The sequence below is a fragment of the Nostoc sp. S13 genome, assembly GCF_029379315.1.
Taxonomy (GTDB): domain Bacteria; phylum Cyanobacteriota; class Cyanobacteriia; order Cyanobacteriales; family Nostocaceae; genus Nostoc.
In genome coordinates, this window is record NZ_JAQYWQ010000015.1 from 1 (window position 1) to 26,018 (window position 26,018).

At 41.4% G+C, this 26,018-nt stretch carries 24 protein-coding genes and 1 pseudogene; 9 read left to right on the forward strand and 16 right to left on the reverse strand.

The genetic code is table 11. The annotated features are described in order from the left end of the window. Window positions 1-206: 206 nt before the first annotated feature. Together PUQ00_RS07525 and PUQ00_RS07530 are read right to left on the reverse strand one after the other, a co-directional pair. Entirely contained in the window at window positions 207-1,277 is a 1,071-nt protein-coding gene (locus tag PUQ00_RS07525; RefSeq protein ID WP_300414736.1) for an Mrp/NBP35 family ATP-binding protein, read from the reverse strand. Between the two features lie 387 nt (window positions 1,278-1,664). Beyond that, window positions 1,665-2,189 (reverse strand): SRPBCC family protein, encoded by a 525-nt coding sequence (locus PUQ00_RS07530; protein ID WP_300414738.1) that lies wholly within the window; start codon window positions 2,187-2,189, stop codon window positions 1,665-1,667. 453 nt (window positions 2,190-2,642) lie between these two features. Here PUQ00_RS07530 and hemF point away from each other — a divergent pair, with 453 nt between their 5' ends. From hemF to PUQ00_RS07545, 3 genes are all read left to right on the forward strand, one after another. Continuing rightward, on the forward strand, window positions 2,643-3,683 hold the full coding sequence (hemF, locus tag PUQ00_RS07535; protein ID WP_300414740.1) for an oxygen-dependent coproporphyrinogen oxidase: 1,041 nt from the start codon (window positions 2,643-2,645) through the stop codon (window positions 3,681-3,683). A 45-nt stretch (window positions 3,684-3,728) separates the two neighbouring features. Beyond that, entirely contained in the window at window positions 3,729-3,860 is a 132-nt protein-coding gene (locus tag PUQ00_RS07540) for a hypothetical protein (protein WP_300414742.1), read from the forward strand. A 123-nt stretch (window positions 3,861-3,983) separates the two neighbouring features. Then, window positions 3,984-4,352, forward strand: a complete 369-nt coding sequence (locus PUQ00_RS07545; RefSeq protein WP_292830645.1) for an STAS domain-containing protein — start codon at window positions 3,984-3,986, stop codon at window positions 4,350-4,352. A 97-nt stretch (window positions 4,353-4,449) separates the two neighbouring features. On the opposite strand, the gene PUQ00_RS07550 is transcribed toward PUQ00_RS07545, so the two are convergent. Continuing rightward, window positions 4,450-5,046: a chromophore lyase CpcT/CpeT gene (locus PUQ00_RS07550; RefSeq protein ID WP_300414744.1), complete on the reverse strand. Its 597-nt coding sequence runs from the start codon at window positions 5,044-5,046 to the stop codon at window positions 4,450-4,452. A 350-nt stretch (window positions 5,047-5,396) separates the two neighbouring features. On the opposite strand from PUQ00_RS07550, the gene psb29 reads away from it, so the two are divergent. Continuing rightward, on the forward strand, window positions 5,397-6,104 hold the full coding sequence (gene psb29, locus PUQ00_RS07555) for a photosystem II biogenesis protein Psp29 (RefSeq protein WP_300414746.1): 708 nt from the start codon (window positions 5,397-5,399) through the stop codon (window positions 6,102-6,104). 104 nt (window positions 6,105-6,208) lie between these two features. Here the strand turns inward: psb29 and PUQ00_RS07560 are convergent, their stop codons facing one another. The 3 genes from PUQ00_RS07560 to PUQ00_RS07570 all read right to left on the reverse strand — a co-directional run bounded on the left by PUQ00_RS07560 (window position 6,209) and on the right by PUQ00_RS07570 (window position 8,309). Further along, window positions 6,209-6,571: a phage holin family protein gene (locus PUQ00_RS07560; RefSeq protein WP_300414748.1), complete on the reverse strand. Its 363-nt coding sequence runs from the start codon at window positions 6,569-6,571 to the stop codon at window positions 6,209-6,211. 270 nt (window positions 6,572-6,841) lie between these two features. Next, on the reverse strand, window positions 6,842-7,537 hold the full coding sequence (locus tag PUQ00_RS07565; RefSeq protein ID WP_300414750.1) for a biopolymer transporter ExbD: 696 nt from the start codon (window positions 7,535-7,537) through the stop codon (window positions 6,842-6,844). Between the two features lie 40 nt (window positions 7,538-7,577). Then, window positions 7,578-8,309 (reverse strand): MotA/TolQ/ExbB proton channel family protein, encoded by a 732-nt coding sequence (locus PUQ00_RS07570; protein ID WP_300414752.1) that lies wholly within the window; start codon window positions 8,307-8,309, stop codon window positions 7,578-7,580. A gap of 271 nt (window positions 8,310-8,580) precedes the next feature. On the opposite strand from PUQ00_RS07570, the gene PUQ00_RS07575 reads away from it, so the two are divergent. Both PUQ00_RS07575 and PUQ00_RS07580 read left to right on the forward strand, forming a co-directional pair. Continuing rightward, a complete protein-coding gene (locus tag PUQ00_RS07575; RefSeq protein ID WP_300414754.1) occupies window positions 8,581-8,736 on the forward strand; it encodes a hypothetical protein in 156 nt (51 codons plus the stop codon). 87 nt (window positions 8,737-8,823) lie between these two features. Next, window positions 8,824-9,138 carry a YkvA family protein gene (locus PUQ00_RS07580; protein WP_300414756.1) on the forward strand — a complete coding sequence of 105 codons (315 nt, stop codon included), beginning with the start codon at window positions 8,824-8,826 and terminating at the stop codon, window positions 9,136-9,138. 31 nt (window positions 9,139-9,169) lie between these two features. Here the strand turns inward: PUQ00_RS07580 and PUQ00_RS07585 are convergent, their stop codons facing one another. Both PUQ00_RS07585 and PUQ00_RS07590 read right to left on the reverse strand, forming a co-directional pair. Beyond that, window positions 9,170-9,547 carry a GxxExxY protein gene (locus tag PUQ00_RS07585; RefSeq protein WP_300414758.1) on the reverse strand — a complete coding sequence of 126 codons (378 nt, stop codon included), beginning with the start codon at window positions 9,545-9,547 and terminating at the stop codon, window positions 9,170-9,172. A gap of 31 nt (window positions 9,548-9,578) precedes the next feature. Then, window positions 9,579-12,785 (reverse strand): glycoside hydrolase family 15 protein, encoded by a 3,207-nt coding sequence (locus tag PUQ00_RS07590; RefSeq protein ID WP_300414760.1) that lies wholly within the window; start codon window positions 12,783-12,785, stop codon window positions 9,579-9,581. A gap of 1,032 nt (window positions 12,786-13,817) precedes the next feature. Here PUQ00_RS07590 and mgtE point away from each other — a divergent pair. The 3 genes from mgtE to PUQ00_RS07605 all read left to right on the forward strand — a co-directional run bounded on the left by mgtE (window position 13,818) and on the right by PUQ00_RS07605 (window position 18,041). Then, the gene (gene mgtE, locus PUQ00_RS07595) at window positions 13,818-15,170 is read left to right on the forward strand and encodes a magnesium transporter (RefSeq protein ID WP_300414761.1); all 1,353 of its coding nucleotides are present in this window, start codon (window positions 13,818-13,820) and stop codon (window positions 15,168-15,170) included. A 505-nt stretch (window positions 15,171-15,675) separates the two neighbouring features. Then, window positions 15,676-16,728 (forward strand): aspartate carbamoyltransferase catalytic subunit, encoded by a 1,053-nt coding sequence (locus PUQ00_RS07600; RefSeq protein ID WP_300414763.1) that lies wholly within the window; start codon window positions 15,676-15,678, stop codon window positions 16,726-16,728. Window positions 16,729-17,600: 872 nt separating this feature from the next. Then, a complete protein-coding gene (locus PUQ00_RS07605) occupies window positions 17,601-18,041 on the forward strand; it encodes a pentapeptide repeat-containing protein (protein WP_300414765.1) in 441 nt (146 codons plus the stop codon). A 70-nt stretch (window positions 18,042-18,111) separates the two neighbouring features. On the opposite strand, the gene PUQ00_RS07610 is transcribed toward PUQ00_RS07605, so the two are convergent. The 8 genes and pseudogenes from PUQ00_RS07610 to PUQ00_RS07645 all read right to left on the reverse strand — a co-directional run bounded on the left by PUQ00_RS07610 (window position 18,112) and on the right by PUQ00_RS07645 (window position 25,266). Further along, window positions 18,112-19,452 carry a TldD/PmbA family protein gene (locus tag PUQ00_RS07610; protein ID WP_300414767.1) on the reverse strand — a complete coding sequence of 447 codons (1,341 nt, stop codon included), beginning with the start codon at window positions 19,450-19,452 and terminating at the stop codon, window positions 18,112-18,114. A 79-nt stretch (window positions 19,453-19,531) separates the two neighbouring features. Beyond that, window positions 19,532-19,891: pseudogene (locus PUQ00_RS07615) on the reverse strand (four helix bundle protein). 33 nt (window positions 19,892-19,924) lie between these two features. Beyond that, complete coding sequence (locus PUQ00_RS07620) at window positions 19,925-21,397, reverse strand: TldD/PmbA family protein (protein WP_300414769.1); 1,473 nt, start codon at window positions 21,395-21,397, stop codon at window positions 19,925-19,927. 375 nt (window positions 21,398-21,772) lie between these two features. After that, complete coding sequence (locus tag PUQ00_RS07625; RefSeq protein WP_300414771.1) at window positions 21,773-22,597, reverse strand: glycosyltransferase family 2 protein; 825 nt, start codon at window positions 22,595-22,597, stop codon at window positions 21,773-21,775. 45 nt (window positions 22,598-22,642) lie between these two features. Further along, window positions 22,643-23,947: an NAD(P)/FAD-dependent oxidoreductase gene (locus PUQ00_RS07630; RefSeq protein ID WP_300414774.1), complete on the reverse strand. Its 1,305-nt coding sequence runs from the start codon at window positions 23,945-23,947 to the stop codon at window positions 22,643-22,645. A gap of 92 nt (window positions 23,948-24,039) precedes the next feature. Next, entirely contained in the window at window positions 24,040-24,396 is a 357-nt protein-coding gene (locus PUQ00_RS07635) for an EamA family transporter (RefSeq protein ID WP_300414776.1), read from the reverse strand. Then, complete coding sequence (locus PUQ00_RS07640; protein ID WP_300414778.1) at window positions 24,393-24,812, reverse strand: EamA family transporter; 420 nt, start codon at window positions 24,810-24,812, stop codon at window positions 24,393-24,395. Before PUQ00_RS07640 ends, PUQ00_RS07635 begins: the two co-directional genes overlap by 4 nt. A gap of 277 nt (window positions 24,813-25,089) precedes the next feature. Beyond that, a complete protein-coding gene (locus PUQ00_RS07645) occupies window positions 25,090-25,266 on the reverse strand; it encodes a hypothetical protein (RefSeq protein WP_300414780.1) in 177 nt (58 codons plus the stop codon). Between the last annotated feature and the right edge of the window lie 752 nt (window positions 25,267-26,018).

Here is a 26,018-nt window from a genome sequence, read left to right on the forward strand (position 1 = left end):
ATTGGGCATTGGGCATTGGGCATTGGGCATTGGGCATTGGGCATTGGGCATTGGGAAGAGACAAGAAAGAAACTTGTTTAAGAATTCTCCCCCATCTCCCCCATCTCCCCCATCTCCCCCATCTCCCCCATCTCCCCACTCCCCACTCCCCACTCCCTAGTATTCCCAGGCTATAGCCCAGGAAGCAAATAGAAATTAAAATTAATTTATGTCAAAGCAGCAACTGATACTTTACCAGCAATCGTAAGAGCGATCGCTGTTAATGCTTTTGCCGAAGCCGAATCTGGTTCACCAACTACTATCGGCACACCACTGTCACCACCAACTCGCGTGGAAATCTCTAGAGGTACACACCCCAAAAGTGGCACTCCTAATTCTGCGGCTGTTTTGGAGCCACCACCGGAACCAAAGATGTCATATTGCTTATCTGGTTGATCAGGGGGTATAAAATAGCTCATATTTTCCACGATCCCCAATACCGGGACATTCATTTGTTGGAACATCCGCAATCCCTTGCGAGAATCTAACAGGGCTACAGTTTGTGGCGTGGTGACAATTACTGCCCCTGCCATCGACACTGCTTGGGTTAAGGTTAACTGAGCATCTCCGGTTCCCGGTGGCATATCTACAATCAAATAGTCCAGTTCTCCCCATTCAACTTGATAGAGAAACTGGCGAATTACACCATTGAGCATAGGCCCCCGCCAAATTACTGGTTGATCTCGGTCAATCAAAAAGCCCATTGAAACTAATTTGACACCGTGATTAAAAGCAGGTTCCAAGATGTCACCTGTTTGGGTTGAGCGCACAGTAATTTGGGCATCAGCTAGACCCAGCATGGTAGGGTCATTGGGGCCGTAAATATCAGCATCTAGCAAGCCGACTTTCGCCCCAGTTTGAGCTAGAGCCACTGCTACATTCACAGCCACCGTACTTTTACCAACGCCACCTTTGCCACTGGAAATAGCAATGATATTTTTCACCCCAGAAATGCCAGTGCGGTCGGGTAAACTTTTTTGTTGCAGTGTTTCTGCCGTCACTTCTATGTTGACATCTGTAACGCCTGGGAGTTTTTTGACAGCTTTCTGACAGTCTTCAACGATAAATTCACGTAAAGGACAAGCAGGAGTGGTTAACACTAAAGTGAAACTAACCTTACCAGCGTCAATTTTGACGTTGCGAATCATATTCAGTTCTACCAGACTTTTGCGGAGTTCTGGGTCTTCCACTGGTCGCAAAACTTCTAAGACAGAGTGAGAATCGAGGACATCGTACATAAAAATTCAAAATGAAGAAATACACTCGTGGCGAACATCTTAGTTATCAACTGGATGCTTTCTTAAGTAAGGTCAGCTTAGTGTTTTTACTGTTACTGCCGTAATAAAACTTAGCAAATTGCATTATCACCTAATAGAATCTTAACTTTCTTTAGGAACATAAAAAGGTAATAGGGTACAGGTTACAGGTAAGCCAATGCGGTCTTCTCTACGAGAAGGTACGCAAAGGGGGTTTCCACGCCACTTCCTTCTCCCTACAGCCCTTCTCAAGACATGAGACGATACGCGTAGCTTGCTTGTATTGTAGGGGTACGAACCCGAAGGGGCACAGATTATTCGCTATCAGCTGTAACCTCTAACCTGTACCCTAACGCCACTCTCCAGTACCTAAAAATCAAAACAACTGTCATTAAGGGATTTTTTCTTACTAGATACCGTTGCCAATGCTGTCTTTTCTACTGACTCTACTAAAGACCGTGCTACGCGGTCTGCATAAGGACGGGATAAAGACCAAATCAGGGGCGATAACCAACCCCGTAGCGTTACAGAATAAGACAGACAAGTACCACAAACCGTTGACTCTACTTGATAAGTCACCCGTTCCTCTATCCCAGGAATCGCCAGCACTCGGATACTCAGCATCTCTCTAGGATTGACGCGTTCGACAAAAATCCGAATGGGAATCGGGGAAAAGCGTGTTACAGCTTGAAAAATCAATCCTGGTTTGGGTACTAATCCGTATGGGACATTAGTACTCTTAAGTTGTGGATGCCAGGAAACATCTGTTAAGTCAACCACTTTTTGCCACAGTTCGTCTACAGAAGCAGAACTAATCTCTCGATACGTCCACACCAGAGAAGCGCAAAAACGACGACGTTTGCGGTGGATGAATTTGGATAACCAACCTTGCATTTTCCTAATCCTGCTCCCTTGAGACTTTCTGGTAACTCTGGTATGGTGTGCAACTAGGCTCAACCCCTAAATTAAAACTTTCTCAGAAATGCCCTAAACATAGCAAGCCCCGATTCCGCGCAGACACCAACAGCCAACATCGGAATATGGCAAAGAAGTTTTGAGTAAGGCAGTCAAACCCTTGATATTTCAAGGTTACGACTAAAGTCTAGTGTTTATATCAAAATATTCCAATTAAAAATAAAATTTCAAAAAAAACTCAGTCAATATACAAGCGTATACGCATTTGAGGGAAAATAACTCTAGTGATGCCCATCAATCCTATAAATGCTTAACCAGTAATAAAAAAGCGGGTTGGGCAAATAGAGCTTGATTGTTGGTGCGTGTTTCCCCTAAATTTTAAGATGATAAATTTGTGGCTTTCTGGAAATTGTAATTTAGGTTCAAGAATCTATGTTGACCAACTCACAAACACCAACTGTAGCAGCATCATCCAAGTCTTTGCCAGCGACTGACGCTCAGACTAGGGTCAGTCAGTTTATGAAACAGCTGCAAGACGAAATTACCGAATCATTGGCAAAACTAGATGGTGTGGGTAAGTTTCTCGAAGATAGTTGGGAACGCCCAGAAGGAGGCGGAGGCAGATCGCGTATTCTCCGTGATGGTGCAATCTTTGAACAAGCAGGTGTAGGTTTTTCGGAAGTTTGGGGAGATAGTTTGCCCCCATCAATTTTAACCCAACGCCCTGAAGCAGCAGGACATGGCTTTTATGCCACGGGCACTTCACTAGTATTACATCCTCGTAATCCTTACGTGCCGACAGTTCATCTAAATTATCGCTACTTTGAAGCGGGGCCAGTGTGGTGGTTTGGTGGTGGTATTGACTTGACACCTTATTACCCCTTTGCTGAAGATGCGGCACATTTACACAAAACATTAAAACAGGCTTGCGACCAACACCACCCAGAGTATTACCCAGTGTTTAAGCGGTGGTGTGATGAATATTTCTACCTCAAGCATCGTGATGAGACACGGGGTGTAGGTGGTCTGTTTTTTGATTACCAAGATGGTCAGGGTGCTTTATATCGCGGGCCAAACCCCAATGGGGAAGCGGCTATTTATAGCAACCAGGTGGGAATACCAGCAACCCGCAATTGGGAAGATTTATTTGCCTTTGTGCAAGGCTGTGGCAAAGCATTTTTACCAGCTTACGTACCAATTGTAGAACGGCGACATGGGATAGAGTATGGCGATCGCCAACGGAATTTTCAACTCTACCGCCGGGGACGGTATGTAGAATTTAACTTGGTTTATGACCGAGGCACAATTTTTGGTCTGCAAACTAACGGACGCACCGAATCAATTCTCATGTCCCTACCACCTTTAGTGCGCTGGGAATACGGCTATCAGCCAGAACCCAATTCCCCTGAAGCCGAGTTATATGAAACCTTCCTCAAGCCCCAAGATTGGATTAACTGGACACCACCTCAATAGTGACTTGAAAACCGGGCATTAGGCATTAGGCATTAGGCATTAGGCATGGGGCATTGGGAAAACACTTTCTTCATCCCCCTGTCTCCCACCCTGCGGGAAGCTAAAGCTACATCCCCCTCATCTCCCCACTCCCCATTTCAACTTGCAACTCAGCACTATTTTGGTGAGTTAAACTAAGTAGGTGGGCACTTAGCAGAAAAAGGTGACAATTTTAGCTATAGCTTGTTAGTCTCAAGTGACAGCATTAGAAAATTCTGTAAGTAGTTAATCTGACAAAAGAATGCCACGGGGAGGGCTTTAGTGATTCATATAGACCAAAAAAGTTATACAACCCAAGACGGAAACACCGTTATTGTCCTGACGCCAGCAGGTCGCCTAGATATCACCACTGCTTGGCAATTTCGCCTAAAGTTACAGGAGTGTATTTCCAAACTCAGCCGCCATGTAGTTGTAAATCTGGCTCTGGTAAATTTTATTGATAGTTCCGGTCTTACGTCTTTGGTAGCTGGGATGCGTGATGCTGATAAAGTCAAGGGCAGTTTCCGTATCTCGAATGTACATCCAGAAGCCAAACTCGTGTTTGAAGTGACCATGATGGATACTGTCTTTGAAATCTTTGAAACAGAAGAGGAAGCTTTAGAAGGTGTGCCTCGTAGCATCGCCAGCTAAAAAGGAGTTAGGAGTTAAGAGTGAGGAGTTAATTCAAAATTCAAACTCATAATTCAAACTCATAATTCATAACTCATGACTCATAACTTTATCTTGTTCAATACTGATTTCGCTTGGTGTAGCGATAAGGCCCCATAATCGCTCCCCAAGTTGCTTTTCCAGTTACTGGATCAATTCCTTTGTCGTAGCTGTGAAATTCGGCTCCAGTGGCTTCAAATCCCAAGGAAACATAGACGCTATTGCCAAGATAAGTAAAGCTGCAACGAGTCTCTGATAGTGGGGTAGCGGTAAACTGATAGCGATCGCGGGCCAGTGTTTCCTGGGTAACTGTGAGGATACAACCTGGTAGTAAATCTAATTGTTCAGGTGTTAGTGTGTTCAGTAGGGCAGGGTTATCACCTGCACCTCTTAATGCACCTGGATCTTGAGGCATGTAGTATTGTACTTCCAGAGATGCGTCAGAGTTGCTCCTCTGACGCAACCGCATAATTCGCTGGCGGTAAGGTTGATCTATGTTAATAATGTTTGCTTGTTCGGCAAACAGGGTGATGCTATCTTCTGTGAACAGATTAACTGGTCTTTGCCACATGCGGAGGTGGACATACCAAACTGGCTCTGCTATGGCTTGTTCCCGATTATCAAATTCACCAGCTAGGTACTCACCTAAAGCAATTAACTGGGGCGAGAAGTTCATAAATGCGATAAACGAATCATTCAGGATAAGAATTTTTGGCTAGTTTTTAGGGTAAAGGGTCTTATTCCCTGTGGCTAGCAGCTTATAAAGTACTTCTGATTTAGTCTATATTAGACTTATCCGGAAATGAGAACTTTATTTGGCTGAAACCTAGCTCTGGAGAGGGTTTTAGAGGTTCCTGTTTTATATAAGCTAAAAAGCCAGCTATGTAAGGGTTTCAGCTATTTTGAGGTTTATTTGTGGATAAGTCTATTGTAAATGAAACCGTCACCAGCTAAAAGCTTAACTTGGCAAAGTTGGCTTTAAGCGAGAAAATAAAGGAACGTCGCCCTTAACATTCTCTTTTCTTTGTGAACAACGTCCGTACTGTCTCTGATACAAAGCGAACTTTCTACAATCTTCACACCCGTCCGATCAACACTATTTATCGTCGGGTAGTAGAAGAATTGATGGTGGAAATGCATCTGCTGTCAGTAAATATCGATTTTAGCTACAATCCAATTTATGCCTTGGGTGTCGTCACTACCTTTGACCGCTTCATGGAAGGCTATCAACCAGAACGTGATCAAGAATCAATTTTTAACGCCCTATGTCGCGCTATAGAACGAGATCCGCAACACTATCAACAGGATGCCCAAAGATTGCAAACTGTAGCTAAAGGTTTACCAGTTAAAGATTTAATTGCGTGGCTAAGTCAAACTACTCACTTAGATCGAGATGCTAACTTGCAAGCGCACCTGCAAGCGATCGCCAACAATCCTAACTTTAAATACAACCGTTTGTTTGCAATTGGTGTGTTTTCGTTATTAGAACTGTCAGATCCGGAATTGGTTAAAAATGAAAAGCAACTCACTGAGGCACTAAAAGCGATCGCTGCTGGCTTGCACCTCTTTGATGACAAACTAAACAAGGATTTGGAACTATATCGTTCTAACCTAGACAAAATGGCGCAAGCCCTGGTGGTGATGGCAGATATGCTCTCAGCCGATCGCAAAAAACGCGAGCAACGTAAACAACAAACAACTACCCCAGTTGCTCCCCCAAGTTCCAACGAATAGTTAGGAGTTATTCAATTTTAGATTTTAAATTTTAGATTTTAGATTTTTACTCAAATCCAAAATTCAAAATCTAAAATTGGGAGAGTTAAGAGTTGCTCTTAACTTTATACGCCCAATAATTTGTAGATTAAACTGTTAATTATAGTGAGCGCAAATGCCCCAATAACAGCACTCCAAATCCCGTAACGCAAGCGAAAACCTTCTACTAACCAAGCAGCCATACTAAAACAAACCACAGCAATCATAAATGTGAAAATGCTGGATAACAAGTCTAATGTGAGTAAATTTGGTACTGCAAAAACGAGGCTTAAAATTGGTCTGACTATTGCCGTCACAATACCAAGCACTGCGGCAGAAAAGAAGGCTTTACCTGGAGTATCAATTTCGACTCCCAGAGGCAATTTGCTAATGATCAACAGACTGATAGCTGTTACTATCCAAACAATTAAAAGCGTCACGAGATTCATGCCACAACCCTTGAAACGTGAATGGCAATTGGTGATAAATTACTTTAGTTTATCGGTGGAAAAATCTTTAAAGCTCAACCAATTATTTATAAATTAGCAGTAAATTTTTCTCTAACCAAATTTTATTTTAGATATCTTTAGGATTGGGAAAGAGCTTGAAGGGGAGTGGAGATAGGGGATGAAGAAGCAGGGGAGGCAAGAGGAGAAATAACCAATGCCCCATGCCCCATGCCCAATGCCCCATGCCCCATGCCCTTATCTCATTTTTTATTAAGAAGTAGGTTGGGTTTGTTTGGGTGCTACAGGCGCTTGAGATGCTGGTGGGTTAGAAATACCAGGATTGATTGGACTGATGCCTTGTCTAGTTGAAGGTTGACCAGTTACCGTAGGCAAGGGTACAGAATTAGGTGCTAAGGGAAATTTAGGGGTAATATTCCCTTCGGGATTAATGCCTGGAAATGGTGCTGTGGTGGGTACTGGTGCTGCACCAGGATTGAATGGAAATGACGGGACAGTAGGCTGGTTAAGTGAGTTTGTGGGTGGTTCAGATGGGCCGGGAATAATTCCCAAAGAAACGCGATCGCCCCCTACTTGCCGTAGCAAGTCCAATGTCTCAATCACATCATTGTAAGTTGCTGTCCGTGAAGCATTAAGCACCACAATGGCACTGGGATTTCGTTGGAGATACTGTTTTAAGCTCTGTCGCAAATCCTCCCGTTTTACAGGCTGTTTTTCTATATAAGTATTGCCAACGGCATCGATACTTACAATCAGACTTCCACTCTGTGAGCTTATCCCAGATACTGTACTGGGGCTGGCTTTAGGCAAATCAACATTTATTGCTTGTTGCCGGGTAAATTGCAAAGCTGCTAACAAAAAAAACGTCAGGATACAAAAAATTACATCAATTAAGGGAATGATTTGAACTTGGACTTCTTCAATTGGAGTATGTAGATTAACTTTCATTGTCTCACTCTAACGTCTAGTTCAGGGGTTGAATTCTTGACTATTGCTCAGATGAATTTGGAGGTTCAGGGGGTTCAGAAAGCTTAGTCTTTCCTGGCTTGCGGGGTGGAGTAAAATTTTCCCCCACAATTGCTGATGTTCTATTACTAAAATCAGGGGGGGACTGGCGGTAGAGCAATTCCATCTCATTCCCTGCCTTCCGAAAAACTTTAACTTGGTTGACTACAAAACTTTGAAATAGGCGGTAAAATGCCAAACTAATAATCGCAACGATTAGCCCAGTTGCCGTAGCAATCAGTGATTCACCAATACCAGTTGTCACTCCAGCTGTAGATTCAGTTCCCAAATCGCCAATCCGAATTGAGCGCAAAGCGCGGATCAAACCCAAAACCGTACCTAACAATCCCAGCAGTGGCGCTAGGGCAATTACGGCTTCTAAAAGTTTTTCGCCCCGCCGCATTCCAGCTAATTCATCTTCCGCCGTAGCCTCCAGTGCTAGTCGAAAGATTTCCGCATCACTTTTTGTGAAGCGTAGAGGGGCATAGAGAAAACGCCCGACAGGCTGATGGCTTGCTTGTCTTGCAATGTCCGCAGCTAGTTCCCAATTATCCTGGGCAGCATTCAGGATGCGATCGACTATTTGCTTTTCCTGAGTCAAAATTCGCAACCAGAACCACAAACGTTCAAAAATCACACTTAAAGACAGAATCGAGAGAACTAGCAAAGGCCACATCGCGGGCCCGCCCTTATAAAATAAATCTAAAATATCCACTGTTTAAGTTTCCTCCCTCCATGACTAGAGCAAATATGCTAAAGCATTTTAATTCTAGAGATTAATGCAAAATGAGGGACTTCCAAAAAATAAATTTCTCGAAAACCTAAAAAGACGGTGTAAGTATGGCGTATTTGACTTTGACTGCTGTAGAAACTTGGTGCTGGGTAGGCAATTGAATGATAAACTGACTTCCTTCACCAAGAGTAGAAAAACATTAATGGGACGACCTGCTGAAGCAGCGATGTATGGATGATTGGGATAATTCGAGGTGAAAATCCTCGACCAAATAGGTTTACCAAGTTTCCTTAAAGTTGTCCCAATCATAAATAGTAGTAACATGGGTGCGATCGCCCTGATTATTTGTTGTCAGGGAATTACTAGACTCTTGTGTAGAATCGCAGAGGAGGTATTTGGTGACGAGTAGCGTCTTCCAGACTAACTAGGGCGGTTATTCCCACCAGGAATTTTTAGGATAATTTGTCAAAATTAAAGATAACTAGAGGTTCAAAATATGAAATTTTCAATTCAATCACTTTACACTTGGTATGGCAATTTGCTTCGTAACCCCAAGTACCGTTGGTGGGTAATTTTAGGAACGTTAGTCTATTTGGTCAGCCCAATTGATATTGCCCCAGATTTTATACCTGTTGTGGGACAGATTGATGATGTTTTCCTTTTGACCCTGCTAGTTAGTGAGGTATCCGGGCTAGTAATTGAAGGCTGGAAAGCTCGTAAAGGTGATGTGGATACTGAAGTAGCTAATAGTACTGAGGGTTCTACCTCCACTGGAAGCACCATTGATGTTGATGCTGTTTCTGTTAAGTAGATTTTTAAGGCAAAGGAACGCGGAGGAAGAGTTAGAGGTTGTTGACTACGCGTTTAAGACCTTCTTTGAGGTGGAGGACGTTGAAGTTGATGAGAAGACCTAGTTTGCAGTTTGCTAGTTTGAGATAGGTTAGGAGTTGAACGGAGTGAATCGGGTGGAAGGATTCTACAGATTTAATTTCTACAATTACTTTGTTTTCAACTATCAAATCTAATCGATAAACACATTCCAGTTGCACATCTTGGTAAACCAAAAGCAATGGAATTTGCTTACCAACATTCAATCCGGCTTCCTTCAACTCGTAATCCAAGCACACTTCATAAGCCGACTCCAATAAACCAGGCCCCAAACCAGTATGCACCCTCATCGCACAACCAATAATCACTCCACTCAACTCATTCTCTCTCATCCTTTGCGTTCCTCTGCGCGTTCCTCTGCGTTTAAAAATCTTTCACAAACTCTGTTAAAAAGCGGAAAGCTTTCAAAATATAACTAGCGCAATCTCTAGAAGAGGTGTTGTAAAACGATCGCCACGCATTAGCCTTATCCTCATCATAGAGATCGCCTCTATCGGGATGGTGTTCTAACCATGCTAATCGTACTGCATGACCAATTAACACATCCAACACAATATATTCTTCGATTTGCAGGTTGGGATTATTGGCAGCGATCGCAGCTAATTCTCTTAATGCTTCAATATTAACTTGGCGATATTCTGGAGCTTCGATTTTATTCAGCAAATGCTCAACTAACAGAGCAAAATTTCTTTCCCCGGCTGTCATTTCTGACAACATTAGCTCACTATCTAAACGATTGCGGCGCTCTAGTTTATCGCCAATTACTAGACCCTTGCAATGTTGCATTAATAGCCAAACTTGCTTAAAAAACTCTTTTGGTACGCGCCCCGTCGCACCCTCAGCTTGGCGAAATCGTCGCCAACCGTCTGGCGGGACTTCCATTACTTCTCCTATTGCTGGTAACACCACCCAAGCAATATCACTTTCTTTTTGCTTGACGTGCAGTGATTCTTGCTGGCGCAACAGGTTACTCATGCCAGCATATCTAGTTAATACTTGACGCAAGCGCATTTTCACTTCAAAGGGTGAGAGTTGCATTAAGTGATCGTATGCTTCATCTTGAGTAACATCCAATTCCTGGGCTAGTTCACTGGTTATCAATAAGATGAGATAGCCGACTCTCAGCGTCAGTAGTCCCTGAAATAGTTCAGATTCTGATCGAATTAAGATACCAAGATAGATTAAAATCTCTTGAGTTAGGACGCGATCGCGTATATCCTCACGACAAAAATGATTAATTTTATCGGCAATTTCATTGTGGGACATGGGTACGGTAATTAAGGACGTTTCACTGTAAGCTTTACCCACAGCAATCTGCTTGCCCCGTACCAAAATACTTGTGACTGCATCTGATAGGCTGATATCAACCATTTGCCGTAATCCCGCAGCTCGGCGTACCACTGCCCAAATACCTAAATCTCCAGCTTTGGTGTAAACTTCATCTAGTAAATCGGCTACGATCACGGGATGTCCTGGTTCCCCGTACCCTGTATCAAATTTCATTCCTTGCAAGCGAGTTAAAGTTTGCAACAACTCAATTTGCTCGTAGATATTCTCTGATGAGCGTAAGTAAGAAAGTAATAACCCCAAGTTGGTTTCGCACTCCATTTGAAACTCTTGGGTATTTCTTAAGCGCCAGTTTTTCTCAGGATGATAAGGTAGGTAATAGCAACGTAGCCCAGCATTTTTCACTGGCGATCGCGAGAATTCTGCATTTGGAAGAAAATCAATTCTTTGGATTCCAGCTGTCAGCATTAGCTGATTTAGCCGCCCTAATTTCACCCGCACACCGTTACAAACACCATTTTTCAGTTCTTGCATTAGTTCTAGTAATGCCTCAGAACCGATTTCTAACATGGTATGCGTCAACATTAAAGTCAAAGTAGGACGCCCTAAATCATTCCAATATTTTTGAATGTAAGCTAGTTCGCTTCTAATTTGATCCAGGAGAAAATGGTAATCAAGGGTTAAGTAAAACTGTTGAGAGTCGGAAAAGGAAGGTAAAAATACAATTGTTTCGCCACGAATCCGAAAGATTCTAGATGTTGTTAAACTCCGCAGCCGCCGCACTGGACGCCCAGTTAAACCAAGTTTATCGTTACGTCCAATTTGGGTATAAATAGCGGAAAAATCTCCAGCTTTTCTCACCTGAATCGGTTCTACTTGGGTAGGCGTTTGTGTTTCAATTCCGTGAACTTCTAGTTTCGTCTGTAAATCTTCATCTTCTGCTAAGAAAGCGATTTGTACCAACGCTTCACGCTGTTTTCCCACACACAAATGTCTCCCCAAAGGGTCGATATCACCAACCGCGACTAAGCCTTCACTCAACATTTGACTGAGAAAATATAAACTCTGCGCCCACACCAAGGGAATATTTTCATTGGGCAAACGTGGTTGCGTTTGGGGTGCTAACTTTTCTGCTTCTATGTTTTCTGCTGGAACATAATAAAGTTCTGGCAATAAACGCAACCCATTTTGTTCTATAAGTAATGATTCTAAAAGCTCTTGGTATTTTTTAACTTGCTCTTGCTCGCCGCTAAATAAGCCATCTAGAACTAAATAAGTGAAAAATAACGGCCATTCGCATTCAATATGCTCAAATTGCTTGAGTTCCCACGGTTCGTAGTGCAAGCGTTGATGATCTTCTAAAACGGTTTGGTGTCCATCACGTAGAAAGCGTTTGCAGCCGTATTTACCTGCGAGTTTATTGATGATATCGTTCAACGTGCGATCGCGTAACTGCAAATCTTCCACTGCAAAGGCAGGATAACTAATAATACTTAACAACGCTGCATCAATTTCTTTGGAACCAGATTCTCTCGGTAATAAGGATTCTAAAGTAATCCGGGCGCGGGCGATTTCATCTGGTAGCACATGAATCACCGATGCTTGACTACCACGCACACCAAATAAATTTAGTCCGTTGATAGCTTCTAAAGCAGCTTTTGCCATGCCTACGGAACTGGCATTTAACTCAGCACTACCACGATTAATTTTATTGCCACGTTCCCAAATGCCGTAATCTGGTGTGCGGTAAGCTCGTCCAATGTAGTAAACCAAATTTTGGACGAAATTAACTTCATCAATGGTAAAAATTATTTGCAATCCGGCTGCGGTCATTTGTGCCAACATCAGTAAAAATATAGATGTGGCATCCAGTTGTAAATGTCCCCATTTGTCATCACCAACAACAATGTCGCCGGTTGCGGTATTATATTTAGCGTGCAGTCCATCCAGTAGCGACTGAGTATGTTTAAATGTCTCTACTTTATGAGCCTGTCGCATCATTGCAAAGAGCAACCCGCGCATCAGTTTGATCACACTGTGTTCTAGCTCATAAGTGCGTCCCTGATCGTCATCAATCTTGCGGTATGCAAGTCCTAAACCCCAAACTGCCAAAATGCTGTAAACGTTGTCTCGTACCCAAGCATCAGTATAATCGCCGTGGGCTGTAATCGCTGTACTCGCAGGTAGTAAACCAGTAATCGGATTCTGCCGAGTCAGGATGATCGTTTTGATTTGCTGGTAATAATACTCCAGGCGAGCTAGCAATTTGGTAGATGTTTTCATTGTTTGGTTCAGAACAACTTGCAAAATTTGACCCTGTGACTGTCAAGTGAATTACCTAAACCAAGCCAGAATAAGTTCTGTAATGGTTGATGGGACAACAGCTGAAGGTGATGTGAGCTTATTATTATCTCGTGTAAATAGGTTTATGGGTACTTAATTTTAGCGATCGCAAACTAAAATATGATCTTTATTCAAATATTTATCAGTACGTAGAATAATTTATACTTAACCTATACCTTTTCTTAAGGCATAATGAATTCTTTTGTTGATAGTTTACATTAGATAAACGAGCGCTAATTTCAGCGATCACTCGCAGAACGTTTAGGAAGTTATGAAGCAGAAAGAATTTATTACGATATCTTTCACAGCACTACTACTGAAAGCCTGCAATAAGAGAGCATTTATAAAGTTTAGTTGACTAAATGAATGCTCTTTGTTTTCGAGATAATCAAGGAGTCCGCGAAAGCTTTTACCCTTGGTTTGGTTGCCAATGATTGATCGCGACGATCCTTAAGTATCAATTTTTGTTTGTATGTCTAAGTATAGAGTAAACTAGGCACACCCAAGAGCGATCGCCAAAGCTCAAACAGATTACTGCAACTATGAAGTGAAACCTGCTAACCCATTTCTGATTCTTCGTCGTCCAGGTGACTACGCATGAAGTTGCTTGATACCAACAGACTACTTATAAGGTTGTAAATATTTTAACTCGATAAAGTTTGGGAGTAAATTCGTTGATTGGCTTGACATAGCTTGGAGGAGTAGTAAAATCTGCTTAGTTATACGGAAATTAGCTGAAACTCAGGGCTAATTGAGTTAGTGAAGAATATCACAAGTACTGAATGCTAATATTCAGTATCTTCCGAAGATTGCTATTCCGGGTTAGGATGATGACTAGCGATGCGTTGATTTAGATATCGATATTGAATTGTTGAAATTTTATGGACCATAGTCCACAAGATGGCAGTATCAACCTCCTCTGATCTGGCGAGGAAGTCTCCCAGCCCGGGGGAGACTTAGGAGATATATCTCATGCTCACACAAGATATTCGAGATTTGCTGACTGATACTACCGATTTAAACCAGTTGAAATGGGATTTAAATCGCTTACAACCGGTGGATGTGGGAGAATATATCACACAATTGCCTGAAAAACAACGGGCGATCGCATTCCGTTTACTCAACAAAGGTCAGGCAATTGATGTATTTGAATATCTGCCCACAGAGGTGCAGGAAGAACTAATTAATTCTCTGCATGATGTGCAGGTAGTGCAACTTGTAGAAGCGATGAGTCCCGACGAACGGGCAGAATTGTTTGATGAACTACCTGCTGGGGTAATCAAACGGCTATTGCAAGAACTCAGTCCAGAACAAAGGCAAGCAACAGCAACGATTCTCGGCTATCCAGAAGGCACTGCTGGGCGGGTGATGACAACCGAATATGTCCGGTTGCGGCAAGGATTGACTGTAGGCGAAGCCTTGAGCAAAATCCGCCGTCAGGACGAAGACAAGGAATCGATTTACTACGCCTACGTCACAGATGACAACCGGACACTGGTGAGAGTAGTTTCACTGCGCCAGTTGCTGTTTACCTTTCCCGATGTTTTCATCAAGGATATTGCTAGCGATCGCGTCATTAAGGTGACAACTGAAACCCCCCAAGAAGAAGTGGCGCGAATCATGCAACGTTATGACCTAATCGCTATTCCCGTAGTTGACCGAGAAGACCGATTGGTTGGCATTGTCACCATTGATGATGTTATGGATATTTTGGAAGAAGAAGCCACAGAAGATATTCAAAAACTGGCGGGTGTGAGTGGTGATGAAGCAGCTTTATCCTCTCCCCTACTCACCATCCGCAACCGCTTGCCTTGGCTGTTGGGCATCATGGCACTGTATATTGGTGCAGCCAGTGCGATCGCGCCTTTTCAATCTGTAATTGCCGCAGTGCCAGTTCTAGCAGTAATCATGCCGATTTTTTCTAACACTGGTGGTACTGTTGGTATTCAATCATTAACGGTAACAATTCGCGGCTTAGGGGTGGGCGAGGTAACACCCAAAGATACCTTGAAAATTCTTCGTAAAGAACTTTTAGCCGGTTTAGCTACAGCCCTAGTTTTAGCCACAACGATGATCCTGCTTTCCTTAATTTGGGCACGACCTCAAGAGCGATGGGTGGCTTTAATTGCCGGAATGGTAATGGCAACTAATACAATTGTGGCTGTTACACTCGGTACTTTACTGCCAATGGGTTTGAGACGACTGAAGCTTGACCCGGCACTAGTTAGTGGGCCGTTGGTGACTACAATGCTAGATACAATTGGGTTTTTAACGTTCCTTACCCTGATTTCGTTTGCTTTGCAGGTATTACATTTACCAAGTTAATGGACGTATGAAAGACCAAGAAAATCTGAAGTCTCCTAACGTTTTAGAGCACATTCAGGCAGAGTCTGAAGCCCTAAATTTTCGTATGGCTTCAGACTCACTGACAGGTTCTTTTCTAAATTGATGATATGTTGCCTCAAGCCATGTGGTCTGAGGATCAGGCTTCAAAAGCTAGCCAGCTGATTTCAAGCTTAGAATGCAGGAGCGATTTGACGCTTTCAAAAATTAACTGGTCTACAGGGTTAGTAATTGCAGCGAAAGTTAGAGGGGAGACAGCGGTAGGATTGCCAGGAGAGGGATTTTTTTCGGGGGAGATGGGTAACAATTAAGTGATTTATGTAATACCTGCTCCAATTGACAAGCGCTATATAAATCCTTGATGCTAGAAAGAACAAGTAGGTAATTTGATATAAAACAGGTGATATCATTTCCTCTGCATATGTAAATTAAAAAGCTATAGAGACGCGATTGCTCGGATCTCTATGCAGGAAACTGATTGCTATTTATGCCTACTACCACTTGGAATCGTCATCACATTCTTTCCCTAGCTGACTTCACTACCACTGAATATGATACAGTTTTGCAAACTGCTGCCAGTTTTCAAGAGGTGCTATCACGGCGGACGAAGAAAGTGCCAACCTTGCAGGGACAGGTGGTGGCGAATTTATTTTTTGAACCCTCTACTCGGACTCGTAGCAGTTTTGAAATCGCTGCCAAACGCTTAAGTGCGGATACGCTGAACTTCGCCGCAGCCACTTCCTCTATGACTAAGGGAGAGACAATTCTCGACACGGCGAAAACCTATTTGGCTATGGGAACTGATATTATGGTAGTCCGCCATCGAGAGGCAGGAGTACCGAATGCGATCGCGGCTGAAATGGATCGTTTAGGTGTAAAAGTTAGTGTCCTCAATGCTGGTGATGGTCAACATGAGCATCCTTCCCAAGCCCTGCTAGATTTATTTACCATTTGTACTCTAATTGACCCAGCGAGTCCCCGACTGGATCTTTTAAAGGGTAAAAAGATTGCCATTGTTGGGGATATTCTCCATTCTCGTGTGGCGCGATCAAATATCTGGAGTTTAATTGCTAGTGATGCCGAAGTGCATCTGGCAGCACCACCTACTCTCTTACCCAAGTTATTTGCCGAATTTCTCTTGGAATCAGGAGTCAGGAGTCAAGAGTTTATTATCTCTTCATCCCCCTCATTCCCCACTCCCCACTCCCCAAATCAACAACTTTTTCTACATTGGCAACTAGAACCAGCTTTACAGAATGCCGATTTTGTCATGACTTTGCGCCTGCAAAAGGAACGCATGACGGCTCATTTACTGCCAAGTTTGCGAGAATATCATCAGCTGTTTGGCATTACACGCACAAAGCTGCAACTTTGTAAACCTAATGTGAAAGTTTTGCATCCAGGCCCAGTTAACCGTGGTGTCGAAATAAGCTCTGAGTTGATGGATGACCCGGAATTTAGTCTCATTCAATCGCAAGTTACCAGTGGTGTCGCCGTTCGCATGGCCCTGCTGTATTTATTAGGCAGCGGCAAAGCTTAATAACAGGATAAACTCAAGCTAAATCCTAGCAATACATTTTCACCTGATAATCTTGTAGGTAGATTTCGCACTTCTACATTCTGTCCTTGGCAATAGCTGCGGCAAGTTTGAAAGATTTTTTGACCTGAAAGTTTGCTTCTGTATATAGGACTGATATTTGATTTTTGAAATATACGTAGGGTGCGTTACGTCAAAGGATAACGCACCACCTCTGATTCCAGGTGCGTTACGCTACGCGATAACACACCCTACATATACTTAGATTTTTTCACAAATCAAATCGGATTGCTATATACCCATTAGTAACAAGTTAAGGCTGTAAGAGACCATTTATAAAGTAAATCTTTAGAGGCTATTTATAAAATAAATATTAAGTAGGGTGTGTTACGGCTATGCAAGGATTTGGGAGTTTGAGAGAGTGAGAAGTAGCCGTAACGCACCAGTTTCTCGGTGCGTTAAGCATTGCTATAACGCACCCGACAATTTAAGGTTTACTTTATAAATCATCTCTAAGATAAGCGTAAATCCTTGAGATTACTGGTTTTGGGGTGTGGGGAATTAAGAGACAACTGACGGCTGCCTCTAACCCCTTCCTGTTTTTTTAGTTATCATTCTTAGATTGGATTAATTTCTATACTTGGGCATATTGACAAAATTTGCTCGTTTTTAACTTGTTACCAATGCTATATGCCTAAAGTTATGACTTAAAATCTTTTAATTTTAGTCCTATGGGACTAGCTCAGAGAAGAATACCTCATCTCATAGAAATTATATCTTCCTCCGATCGCATGAGGACAGAATCCTGTAATCTTGGCACACTGGTAGCGTAGAAGTTAAGAATTTAATGACTTCTAGAAGTGTCGGAGGTAAATATGAAACGAATTTTTTTGACGGCAGCAGCCATACTCAGCACGCTATCTTTAGCTGCTCCTATTCCCGTCAAAGCAGAAAACTCCGCCCCTGTCCGGCGTTTGCTGGAAACTAGAGCATGTTTGGGATGTAATTTAGCAGGTGCAAACCTCAAAGGCGCTCATCTGATAGGTGTTGACTTGAGAAATGCAAATTTAAAAGGAGCTAATCTCGAAGGTGCTAACTTAGAAGGTGCCGATTTAACTGGTGCCAATTTGAAGTCTGCTAATCTCACAAAAGCATTCGTCAGCGATACTATCTTAAATAATGCTAATCTCACCAACGTTAATTTGAGTAATTCGCGTTTATATAACACTGACGTAAATGGCGCAGTTATGGCTAATATTGATTTAAGCGGTGCTGATGTATTTAATACTGCCATTAGCGTCGGTGGTGAATATTAATGGTGAGTAACAATTTCAAAGTGATGAGTTAAGAGTCATATTCAACTCCTAACTCTGCACTTTTTAAGTTTTATTCACCAGTAATCGACAGTTCATCAACCCAGATTTTCGGGCAAACTCCCCCTGGCGTTAACTCCACCTCTTTTTCCACATAAATAATTGACTTTAAGAGTTCTAAGAAATCGCCAGCAACAGTTGCTGACTCAATACTCGTCTTGACACCCTTATTAACTAGCCAGCCATCAAACGGCAAAGAAAACGAACCTTGCAAGGATTTAACTCCTGCATGGAGAGCTTGTAAATCATCGATAAGAATCACATTTTCAGCCGTTTCTAAGCTAAACTCCTGCTCAGGAGTAGCTGTTGTAAAAACGTGATAAAAATTGGGACTGACGCTGACTTTTGCGCCAATACTGGCATTACCTGTTGGCTTAGTATTTAACCTTTTAGCAGTCCCTGCACTGTGGAGAAAGCTGGTTAAAACACCATTTTCAATCAGCGAAATCTGACGAGTAGGAGTTCCTTCACCATCAAAACTTTCTGCTCCTACGTTAGCTGGGTGTAGTGCATCATCAAAAACTGAAAGCAGAGGCGAAGCAATTTGCTTACCTAAATCATCAGGAGTAGATAGGCTTTGATTGTCCAAAATACTTTGGGCATTGAACAAGTTAGAAAAACCACCCAACAGACTTAAGAAAGCTTCCGCTGAGAAAACAACTCGATATTTACCAGTCTTGATTTTTTCATAGTTCAAGTGACTGATAGTTTTATCGGCGGTTTCTTTGATGCAACCATTAATGTCTAGTTTATCTAAACTTTGGTTGATTCTAAAAGCACCTGCACTGCGAGGTTTTTTTCCTTCTTCCTCAGTTTTGCTGTAAAGATAAACTGATGCTAAAGAGTGAGATTCAGTTCTGGCTGCACCGTCGCTATTGAGATAAAACCTGTCAATATCTCTTTGCGATAAACCATTATAAGGTACACCTTTGATGGCTGGATGAGCTGCCAGTAATTCTTTTTCAGCTACCAACAATCTTTCTATGAGTTCAGCAACAGGTGCTTGGGGTGTCTTATCCTGAGGTTTATTTGGAATAAGAACAGTAGCCTCTGGACTAAAATCAGGAACGTTTTCTTTAACACCAAAGAAACTGGCTTCGTATGCAGTCTTCAAAGCTAATTCTAGTCCCTTGGCATCTACATCTGTAGTGCTGGTGACACCCATTGTATTATCTTCATTCCAGACACGAACTGTAACGCCAGAGCGATTGGAGGCTTTGACTTGTTTTGGCTCACCTTGGTCTACTTGGACATTAGTGTCATCTACTGTTGAGCCATAAATGTCGAATTTCTTAATACCAAGCTTATCAGCATTGTCCTTGGCAGAATTTGCAATCTCATTGATATTCGGCATAGTCAATTTTAGATTTTGGATTTTAGATTTTGGATTGGAAGCGATTCCATTTTAGATATTAAATTTTGGATTTTAGATGTTATGACTTATATTTTTCTCGTAGTGTTTTTATTGACGAAACAGTCATAGCTAGAATTTCGGTAGCTTCTTGCATTAGGCTTTTTAGTTTTTCTGCTGTCATTAATCCAGATTCAATAACAAGCTCCAACCAGTAAAGCGTTTCATCAGCTTCTTCTTACACAATACCGAGTTTGGCAATTAAATCAGCTGTTGATTTAGCTCGACAGGCTGCTCGATAATTAGCACCAACTGAAGTTGCTGAACGTAACAACTGTTTGCCAATGACATCAGCAACTCTAGTTTCTGGCAGTTGCTCAACTAGACGAATAACTCCTAATGCCAGCTGCTTTGTTCTAGCCTTAAACTCCTGCTGATTCACAATCTAAAATCCAAAATCTAAAATCTAAAATTTTTATCGTCCCCCGAGGGTAATAGAATCAACCTTGATGTGGGGTTGTCCAACTGTGGTGTAAATACTGCCACTGACGGAGCCACAAAAACCGGGTGCAATTTCCAAATCTTGGGAACACATGGAAATTTTATTCATAATTTCCTTGGCTTCACCGATAAGAATTGCTCCTTTTAAAGGTTTAGTGATTTTGCCATTTTCAATCAAATAAGCTTCATCAACACTAAAGTTAAATTGGCCTGTAGCACCAACACTACCACCACCCATCTTTTTACAGTAAATACCTTTATCAACAGAGGCAAATAACTCATCAATGCTGTATTCGCCAGAATCAATATAAGTATTACGCATCCGGCTAGCAGCAGCATAGGTATAATTTTGGCGGCGTCCACTTCCAGTTCTGGGGTGTCCGGTACGTGTAGAACCTGTTCTATCTGCTAAAAAGTTTTTCAGAACGCCTTTTTCAATTAGTAGGGTTCTTTGAGCTGGCATACCTTCGTCATCCATGTCAATTGTCCCGAAGGCATTTTCAGAGCGCCCTTCATCCCAGGCTGTCAAACTTTCATGGGCAATTTTTTCGCCTTTTTTGTCAGCAAAGGGAGAGGTATCGCGTTCAATTTGAGTGGTTTCTAGTAGGTGTCCGCAAGCTTCGTGGAAGATGACACCGCCAAAGTGATTGGCCATAATGATGGGGTAAGTACCCGATTCCACGTAATCTGCGTAGAGCATTTTTCCCGCAGATTCTGCTATTTTCTCAGCAGCTTGTTGAGAATCCCAAGTTCTCAAGAAGTTGGCATCGCTAGTATTACCCGCGCGATCGCCAATTGAGGTACGATTAGTACCATCAGCAGACAACAGGTTAAACCCTACTGACTGTGTAAGGCGAATATCGCGGGCAAAAGTACCATCACTGGCGGCGATTAAAACTTCTTGCCAATCCCGGAAATAGGTAGCACGGCGCGATTGAACGTGGCTAGCTTTTTGCTTCAGGTGGGCAGTACCATCAAGGAGAACTTCTCCCATTTCTCGGATGGAGCTACATACTGGTAGCCAGGCATCTTTACCTCTTTTGGTGGCGTAATCTCTCAATAATTCCAGGTTGATTTCTGGAATGAAAGCTTTAGGAGTAGGTAGTTGCAATCCCAAGATAGAAAGACCTTTTTCTAAGGCTGCTTTCAAACCGGAAAAAGAAAGGTCATTAGTGCTAACGTAGCAGTCAGCTTTACCGCGAAATACTCTGACTCCCGCACCTGTAGATAGACTGGGTGAAATACTTGTGATGGCGTCATCTTCTGCAAGACAACTAATATAGTTGCGACGCTCTAAAAATAATTCGATGAAGTCAGCGCCAGCGGCGCGTCCTAGTCCCAGAAGGGTAGCCAGGGGGGCTTCCCAGGTTTCATCGAAACGCTCTGGTGTGGAGGAATATTGGAGGGTCGGAAGTTGATTTGAGAGAAGTAGCGTACTTGTAAGCATGGGTAGCCTCGTCTGCTGGCGTAATTCAGAGATTTGACTGAAAAATCCTGGTGTGTTCAGTCTAACAAATGAGCGAAAGCCAAAGTCGGCAGAAAGGCAGTAGAGGTTTCCTCACCTGGGAAACTCACTTTCCCCTCTTAAGCGTCAATGAAATATTGTCAGTAACCCCCTTTCCAGAGCGATGCCTACGGCGGTAAACTACGCACTTCATGTAAATTCGAGATAGAATACAGTTTCATTTTGCGACAATAGGGGTAAAAGTTCCACTGCATTGCTAATACCCGCAGGGACTGTTTTACCTAGAAAAGGAATATAACAAATGAGTTCGTATGCTTTTTGAGTTAATTATTGGTGAGAGCCTATTCCTTCTCAGGTTTATTTACGATTTCCCATTTTTAGGGGAATTCTTGATGTTTCTTGCCCATTGAAAGTCTGACCTAAATTGGAAGTTGGCGCTGCCCCTAATAGATTCTTAAACAAGAGCTTTAGTATTCTAGTAATAGTTTTAATAACTTTCATTTTACTGGCAGTCGGCTTTTGATCGTATCTCAAAACCATTGGAATTTCTACGATTTTTGGTTTGAGTACTTTGGCTTTCAGCAGTAAATCTATCATGCAAGCAAATCCACTTTCAGTGAATAAACTGTCCCCATAATACATATCCAGTTTAGTGACGAAAGTACGGTTATACAGCCTGTAACCACAAGTGTAGTCTCTTACACCTGGTAGAGGGGCTGCAATTCTAAAAAGCCAGCTAGCTCCGTAACTCATCAGCTCTCTAAATTTTGATAAGCCTATGACTTTAGAGCCTTTTCGATATCTAGATGCGATCGCAATATCATAGCTGCCAGCTATCATAGTGTCATACATCTTGATTAATAGTTCTGGTGGTTGAGTGTTGTCACAATCCATAGCAGCTAAAAAATCACCTTCTTTGGAAATTTCTAAGAAAGTCGCGAAACCTGTTTTAATTGCTTCACCTAAACCAGCATTTTTCGGATGTTGTACTAATTTCAGTAATATACCCAGTGATTGAGATTCATCTAAAGCAGTCTGAGCAGTTTTATCACTACTGCCATCATCAACAAGAATCAGTTCTATCTCCATATTAGAGATTTGCTGCAATGTCTGAAACCTTTTGAACAAGGGGCGAATTGATTCTTGCTCGTTGTATGCGGGTAAAAGAACAAAAAGACTCATAATTACCTCGTATGACTTTTAAAATAAAATAATATTTCTCAACTTTCAATAATTCAGTAATATTGATTTTTTGAGAAATTCATCGACCTGTCGCACAACTGCGTTATTATTAACGCTATCATTGACCAACTGTGAGGTATTGACGATGAAAAAATCATCGTTTTCAGTACTCACTTTGGGAACAATATTTGAATAGTCTAAAACTTGTAGCGGCTGTACTTTAATAGCTCGATTAATGTGTACTGCCACAATATCATCTGCTTCGAGTTCTGGAAACATCAAACGTATACCCTGGAAAAATACTTGGCGCAATTCATCATCTGGTTGTTTTAATAACGGGTCAGTGGAAAGTATATATTTTGGTAGGAATGTCATGTGATATCCTGCCGTTTCTTGCAAAGAAACTAAGTTACTCATACCGATAACTCCGGTAAAGGGAATATTTCTATCGGCAATATTTACTACGTAATAAGGAACTATAGCCTTGCGAGTAATAAGTACCATGCAGATTACACCCAGGTATTCTACTGTTGCACCAGTGTCTGAAACTTTCACCAGTTCTTTGGCAGCAACCTGTTGCAAAATATTAACCGGGCCAGTAAAGATGACTTTATCAAAATGTTCCTTTTTACCCTGAGATTCTACCCACATTCCACCCCCTGAATGAGGTGCAATATATTCCACCGCAACACCTGTGCGAATATGACCTCCATCTGCATAAATTAATTTTTCTATATGGTCAAAAACAGTTTTGTAACCGCCTGAAACATAACCAAGTTGTTCTTTATTTAATGAAGAATCCCGCGCTGAAAATAGTCGTTTGATATAAGCCCAGATAAAAACTGCTGATATTCGCTTATAGTTCTCTCCTAATTTGGATAGAAGCAAAGGTTTCCAGAGCTTTTCGTATGTGTTTTTACCACTAAGTTTCAAAAGCCAATCTTCAACTAAAATCTTCTCTAAGCGCCGCCAATTATTAAGGCGCGAACCATACAGCAGAGTAACAGCTAATCTGATTTTACCTATGAGTCCAAACAGAGGAAAGCGCAGAAATTCTATAGTGTTACTAATAGAATAAAATTTTTGATGCTCGTAAAAACCTGTTAAACTTCGATGCCAACGCAGTTTATCTCCAAGACCAATATCTCTCAAGAAATTTATTAAATGAGTATCAGAAGGTAGGATAACGTGATAAAAGCGATCCCAGGTAAACAACCCGTAATCATGATAGGTGGTAAGTCCACCAAGCTGCTTATTGCTGTCGAATATAGTTACTATATGTCCTTGATGTGAAAGACGTTGGGCTAATACTAACCCAGTTATACCCCCGCCAATGATGCCTATATTCATATAAATTAGATTCAGATTTTTTCGGGATGTTTGTGAGAACTATATTCAGAAATTCTTAATATTAATAACCTAATTTATTGCCTGTTAAGCTATTAATGGACAACAAGAATTACGCCAGTTATAATCACGGAAATTCCTAACCACTGGCTAAAAATAACTTCCTCTTTTAAAAGATAGTGAGAAGCAATTGGTATAAGTGCATACATTAATCCTAGAACTGGAAATGCTTGACTCAGAGGAATTGTCCGCAATACATAAAGCCACAATATAGTCATAAATGTATAACAGATAAACCAAATCAAAAAATAACGAGAGAATAATAGATTTTTGATAGATGTGCTTTCTCCCTTAGTAGCGCTAGAAATGTAAAGTCCATACTTGAGTGATACGTTAGCTGTTGTTCCGAGTAAAACTACAAGCATTAAAATTAGCCAAGTAATGATGTTCATTTGTCAATACTTTTTGGGGAATTTCCTAGAGAAAATATAGATTTTTTAATGGGAATAACCACTAAAATAACACCTAGAAAAATAGTGATTACTCCTACTATTCGAGTTAGTGTAATCACCTCATTAAAAAAATAGTATGAACCGAAAAGTATACCGACATAATTTAAACTAGTGAGTGGATAAGCAATACTCAATTTTACAGAGCGCAGAGCCAATATCCAATTTACTACTCCCAAGCAATAAACACTTACAGCTAATGCTAATTGTTGAATAAATACCCAAGTAAATAATCCTTCATTTACATTACTCATGGTATTTTTCATCAGCAATTGCCCAGCAATACTAAATAAAATACTGATAAATAAAAGGGTATAAGGAATTATTTGAAACTGGGAAATTTGCAATATAAATTTCATTGTACATTTGCCTCAATCGAGATAGTAGGTATGAACCGGACAGGAAACAACTTGTTGTTTTGAACGTTTCGGATCTCGGTAACACCTTCTGTGCAATTCGACTTCCACTTCAGTAAATAGACAACGAAATTAGGAAGGCTATGTTGAAGAAACTGATATCAAAATGACCGTTTCAGCTGATGTCCTAGAGTTAAAAATTAATAGCTGTATTATCTGAGCCTCCGATATTATCAAAGTAGAGTACGCTAATTAGGTTTAGTGGGTTATACCAGAGAAATCAGTTTTCTTGCTTGGCAATTGGCATAATTAATTTAGGCTTTGTCCAACTGTGAATTACAGAAATCTTCTGTGTCAGCCAGTTATGCATCAAGACTACTTTTGGCGCGATCGCAATATTTATGTTATAAACGATACAGATATAGTCAAGGTTGAGAGCTTTGTCAGTCGTAGACATCGCCTACTGAAATTCTCAAGCCATTAAATTAACTGGATTGATAAATGTTCTTACTTTCCTCCAGAAAAGTTTATTAATTTACTGATATCCCATAGAATCTCTCTAGGCTCACAGACATATCTGTAACCTCGGCTGGAAACTAAGCCAATTCATAAAAATTTTTACTCACATTCAGTGTGTATACGTGCTCTTTCTGCACATGGGAACACAATAAGTAATAGAAGTCTGCTTGGCTGCGGAAACCATAGATAAATCAGTCTACAGGAATGTGCTTTACAGGTTTCTAGGGAATTTTGCTGAATGTGCAAACGGAATTTTTGACCACACTAACGGCTAATGTAAACTAGCTTTGGCTGATCAACTCGGAGTTAATGTTAATTGCATCTGATTTGAGATGTTTTTACATTACTTAGTATTAGGTTGGCTTAACTTGTTCTGAATTACATGTAATTTTAACTATAGGTTTACTTTAACTTTATTGTTACATGTAATCACCTACTAGAATACCATGAGAAAAGCGGGTTGCAAATTTATCGCCACACTTTATCAAAAATTCATTTACTGAAAATATACTGAAACACAAACTTCATCAAATCGAAATTTTCTCTACATGAATTTTTATTTTTAAGGATTTGTGCATTTATGAAGCACTTTCTGGCTAAGAAACTTGCCGAAGTAGCGATTTAGCCTCAGACTCTAGAAGTGCAAATGTAAAAGTTTGATAAAGCAGAATTGAAATTTCAACAACAGTG

What these genes read in the sequence shown, in the direction of transcription:
- PUQ00_RS07530 (WP_300414738.1), bottom strand. Translation starts at nt 2,189, where the DNA reads ATGCAAGGTTGGTTATCCAAATTCATCCACCGCAAACGTCGTCGTTTT.
- PUQ00_RS07540 (WP_300414742.1), top strand. Translation starts at nt 3,729, where the DNA reads ATGGGGCATTGGGAAAACACTTTCTTCATCCCCCTGTCTCCCACCCTG.
- PUQ00_RS07605 (WP_300414765.1), top strand. Translation starts at nt 17,601, where the DNA reads ATGAAACGAATTTTTTTGACGGCAGCAGCCATACTCAGCACGCTATCT.
- PUQ00_RS07625 (WP_300414771.1), bottom strand. Translation starts at nt 22,597, where the DNA reads ATGAGTCTTTTTGTTCTTTTACCCGCATACAACGAGCAAGAATCAATT.
- hemF (WP_300414740.1), top strand. Translation starts at nt 2,643, where the DNA reads ATGTTGACCAACTCACAAACACCAACTGTAGCAGCATCATCCAAGTCT.
- PUQ00_RS07550 (WP_300414744.1), bottom strand. Translation starts at nt 5,046, where the DNA reads ATGAACTTCTCGCCCCAGTTAATTGCTTTAGGTGAGTACCTAGCTGGT.
- PUQ00_RS07525 (WP_300414736.1), bottom strand. Translation starts at nt 1,277, where the DNA reads ATGTACGATGTCCTCGATTCTCACTCTGTCTTAGAAGTTTTGCGACCA.
- PUQ00_RS07565 (WP_300414750.1), bottom strand. Translation starts at nt 7,537, where the DNA reads ATGAAAGTTAATCTACATACTCCAATTGAAGAAGTCCAAGTTCAAATC.
- PUQ00_RS07585 (WP_300414758.1), bottom strand. Translation starts at nt 9,547, where the DNA reads ATGAGAGAGAATGAGTTGAGTGGAGTGATTATTGGTTGTGCGATGAGG.
- PUQ00_RS07620 (WP_300414769.1), bottom strand. Translation starts at nt 21,397, where the DNA reads ATGCTTACAAGTACGCTACTTCTCTCAAATCAACTTCCGACCCTCCAA.
- PUQ00_RS07630 (WP_300414774.1), bottom strand. Translation starts at nt 23,947, where the DNA reads ATGAATATAGGCATCATTGGCGGGGGTATAACTGGGTTAGTATTAGCC.
- PUQ00_RS07645 (WP_300414780.1), bottom strand. Translation starts at nt 25,266, where the DNA reads ATGTCTACGACTGACAAAGCTCTCAACCTTGACTATATCTGTATCGTT.
- PUQ00_RS07590 (WP_300414760.1), bottom strand. Translation starts at nt 12,785, where the DNA reads ATGAAAACATCTACCAAATTGCTAGCTCGCCTGGAGTATTATTACCAG.
- PUQ00_RS07635 (WP_300414776.1), bottom strand. Translation starts at nt 24,396, where the DNA reads ATGAACATCATTACTTGGCTAATTTTAATGCTTGTAGTTTTACTCGGA.
- PUQ00_RS07580 (WP_300414756.1), top strand. Translation starts at nt 8,824, where the DNA reads ATGAAATTTTCAATTCAATCACTTTACACTTGGTATGGCAATTTGCTT.
- PUQ00_RS07600 (WP_300414763.1), top strand. Translation starts at nt 15,676, where the DNA reads ATGCCTACTACCACTTGGAATCGTCATCACATTCTTTCCCTAGCTGAC.
- PUQ00_RS07560 (WP_300414748.1), bottom strand. Translation starts at nt 6,571, where the DNA reads ATGAATCTCGTGACGCTTTTAATTGTTTGGATAGTAACAGCTATCAGT.
- PUQ00_RS07610 (WP_300414767.1), bottom strand. Translation starts at nt 19,452, where the DNA reads ATGCCGAATATCAATGAGATTGCAAATTCTGCCAAGGACAATGCTGAT.
- mgtE (WP_300414761.1), top strand. Translation starts at nt 13,818, where the DNA reads ATGCTCACACAAGATATTCGAGATTTGCTGACTGATACTACCGATTTA.
- PUQ00_RS07640 (WP_300414778.1), bottom strand. Translation starts at nt 24,812, where the DNA reads ATGAAATTTATATTGCAAATTTCCCAGTTTCAAATAATTCCTTATACC.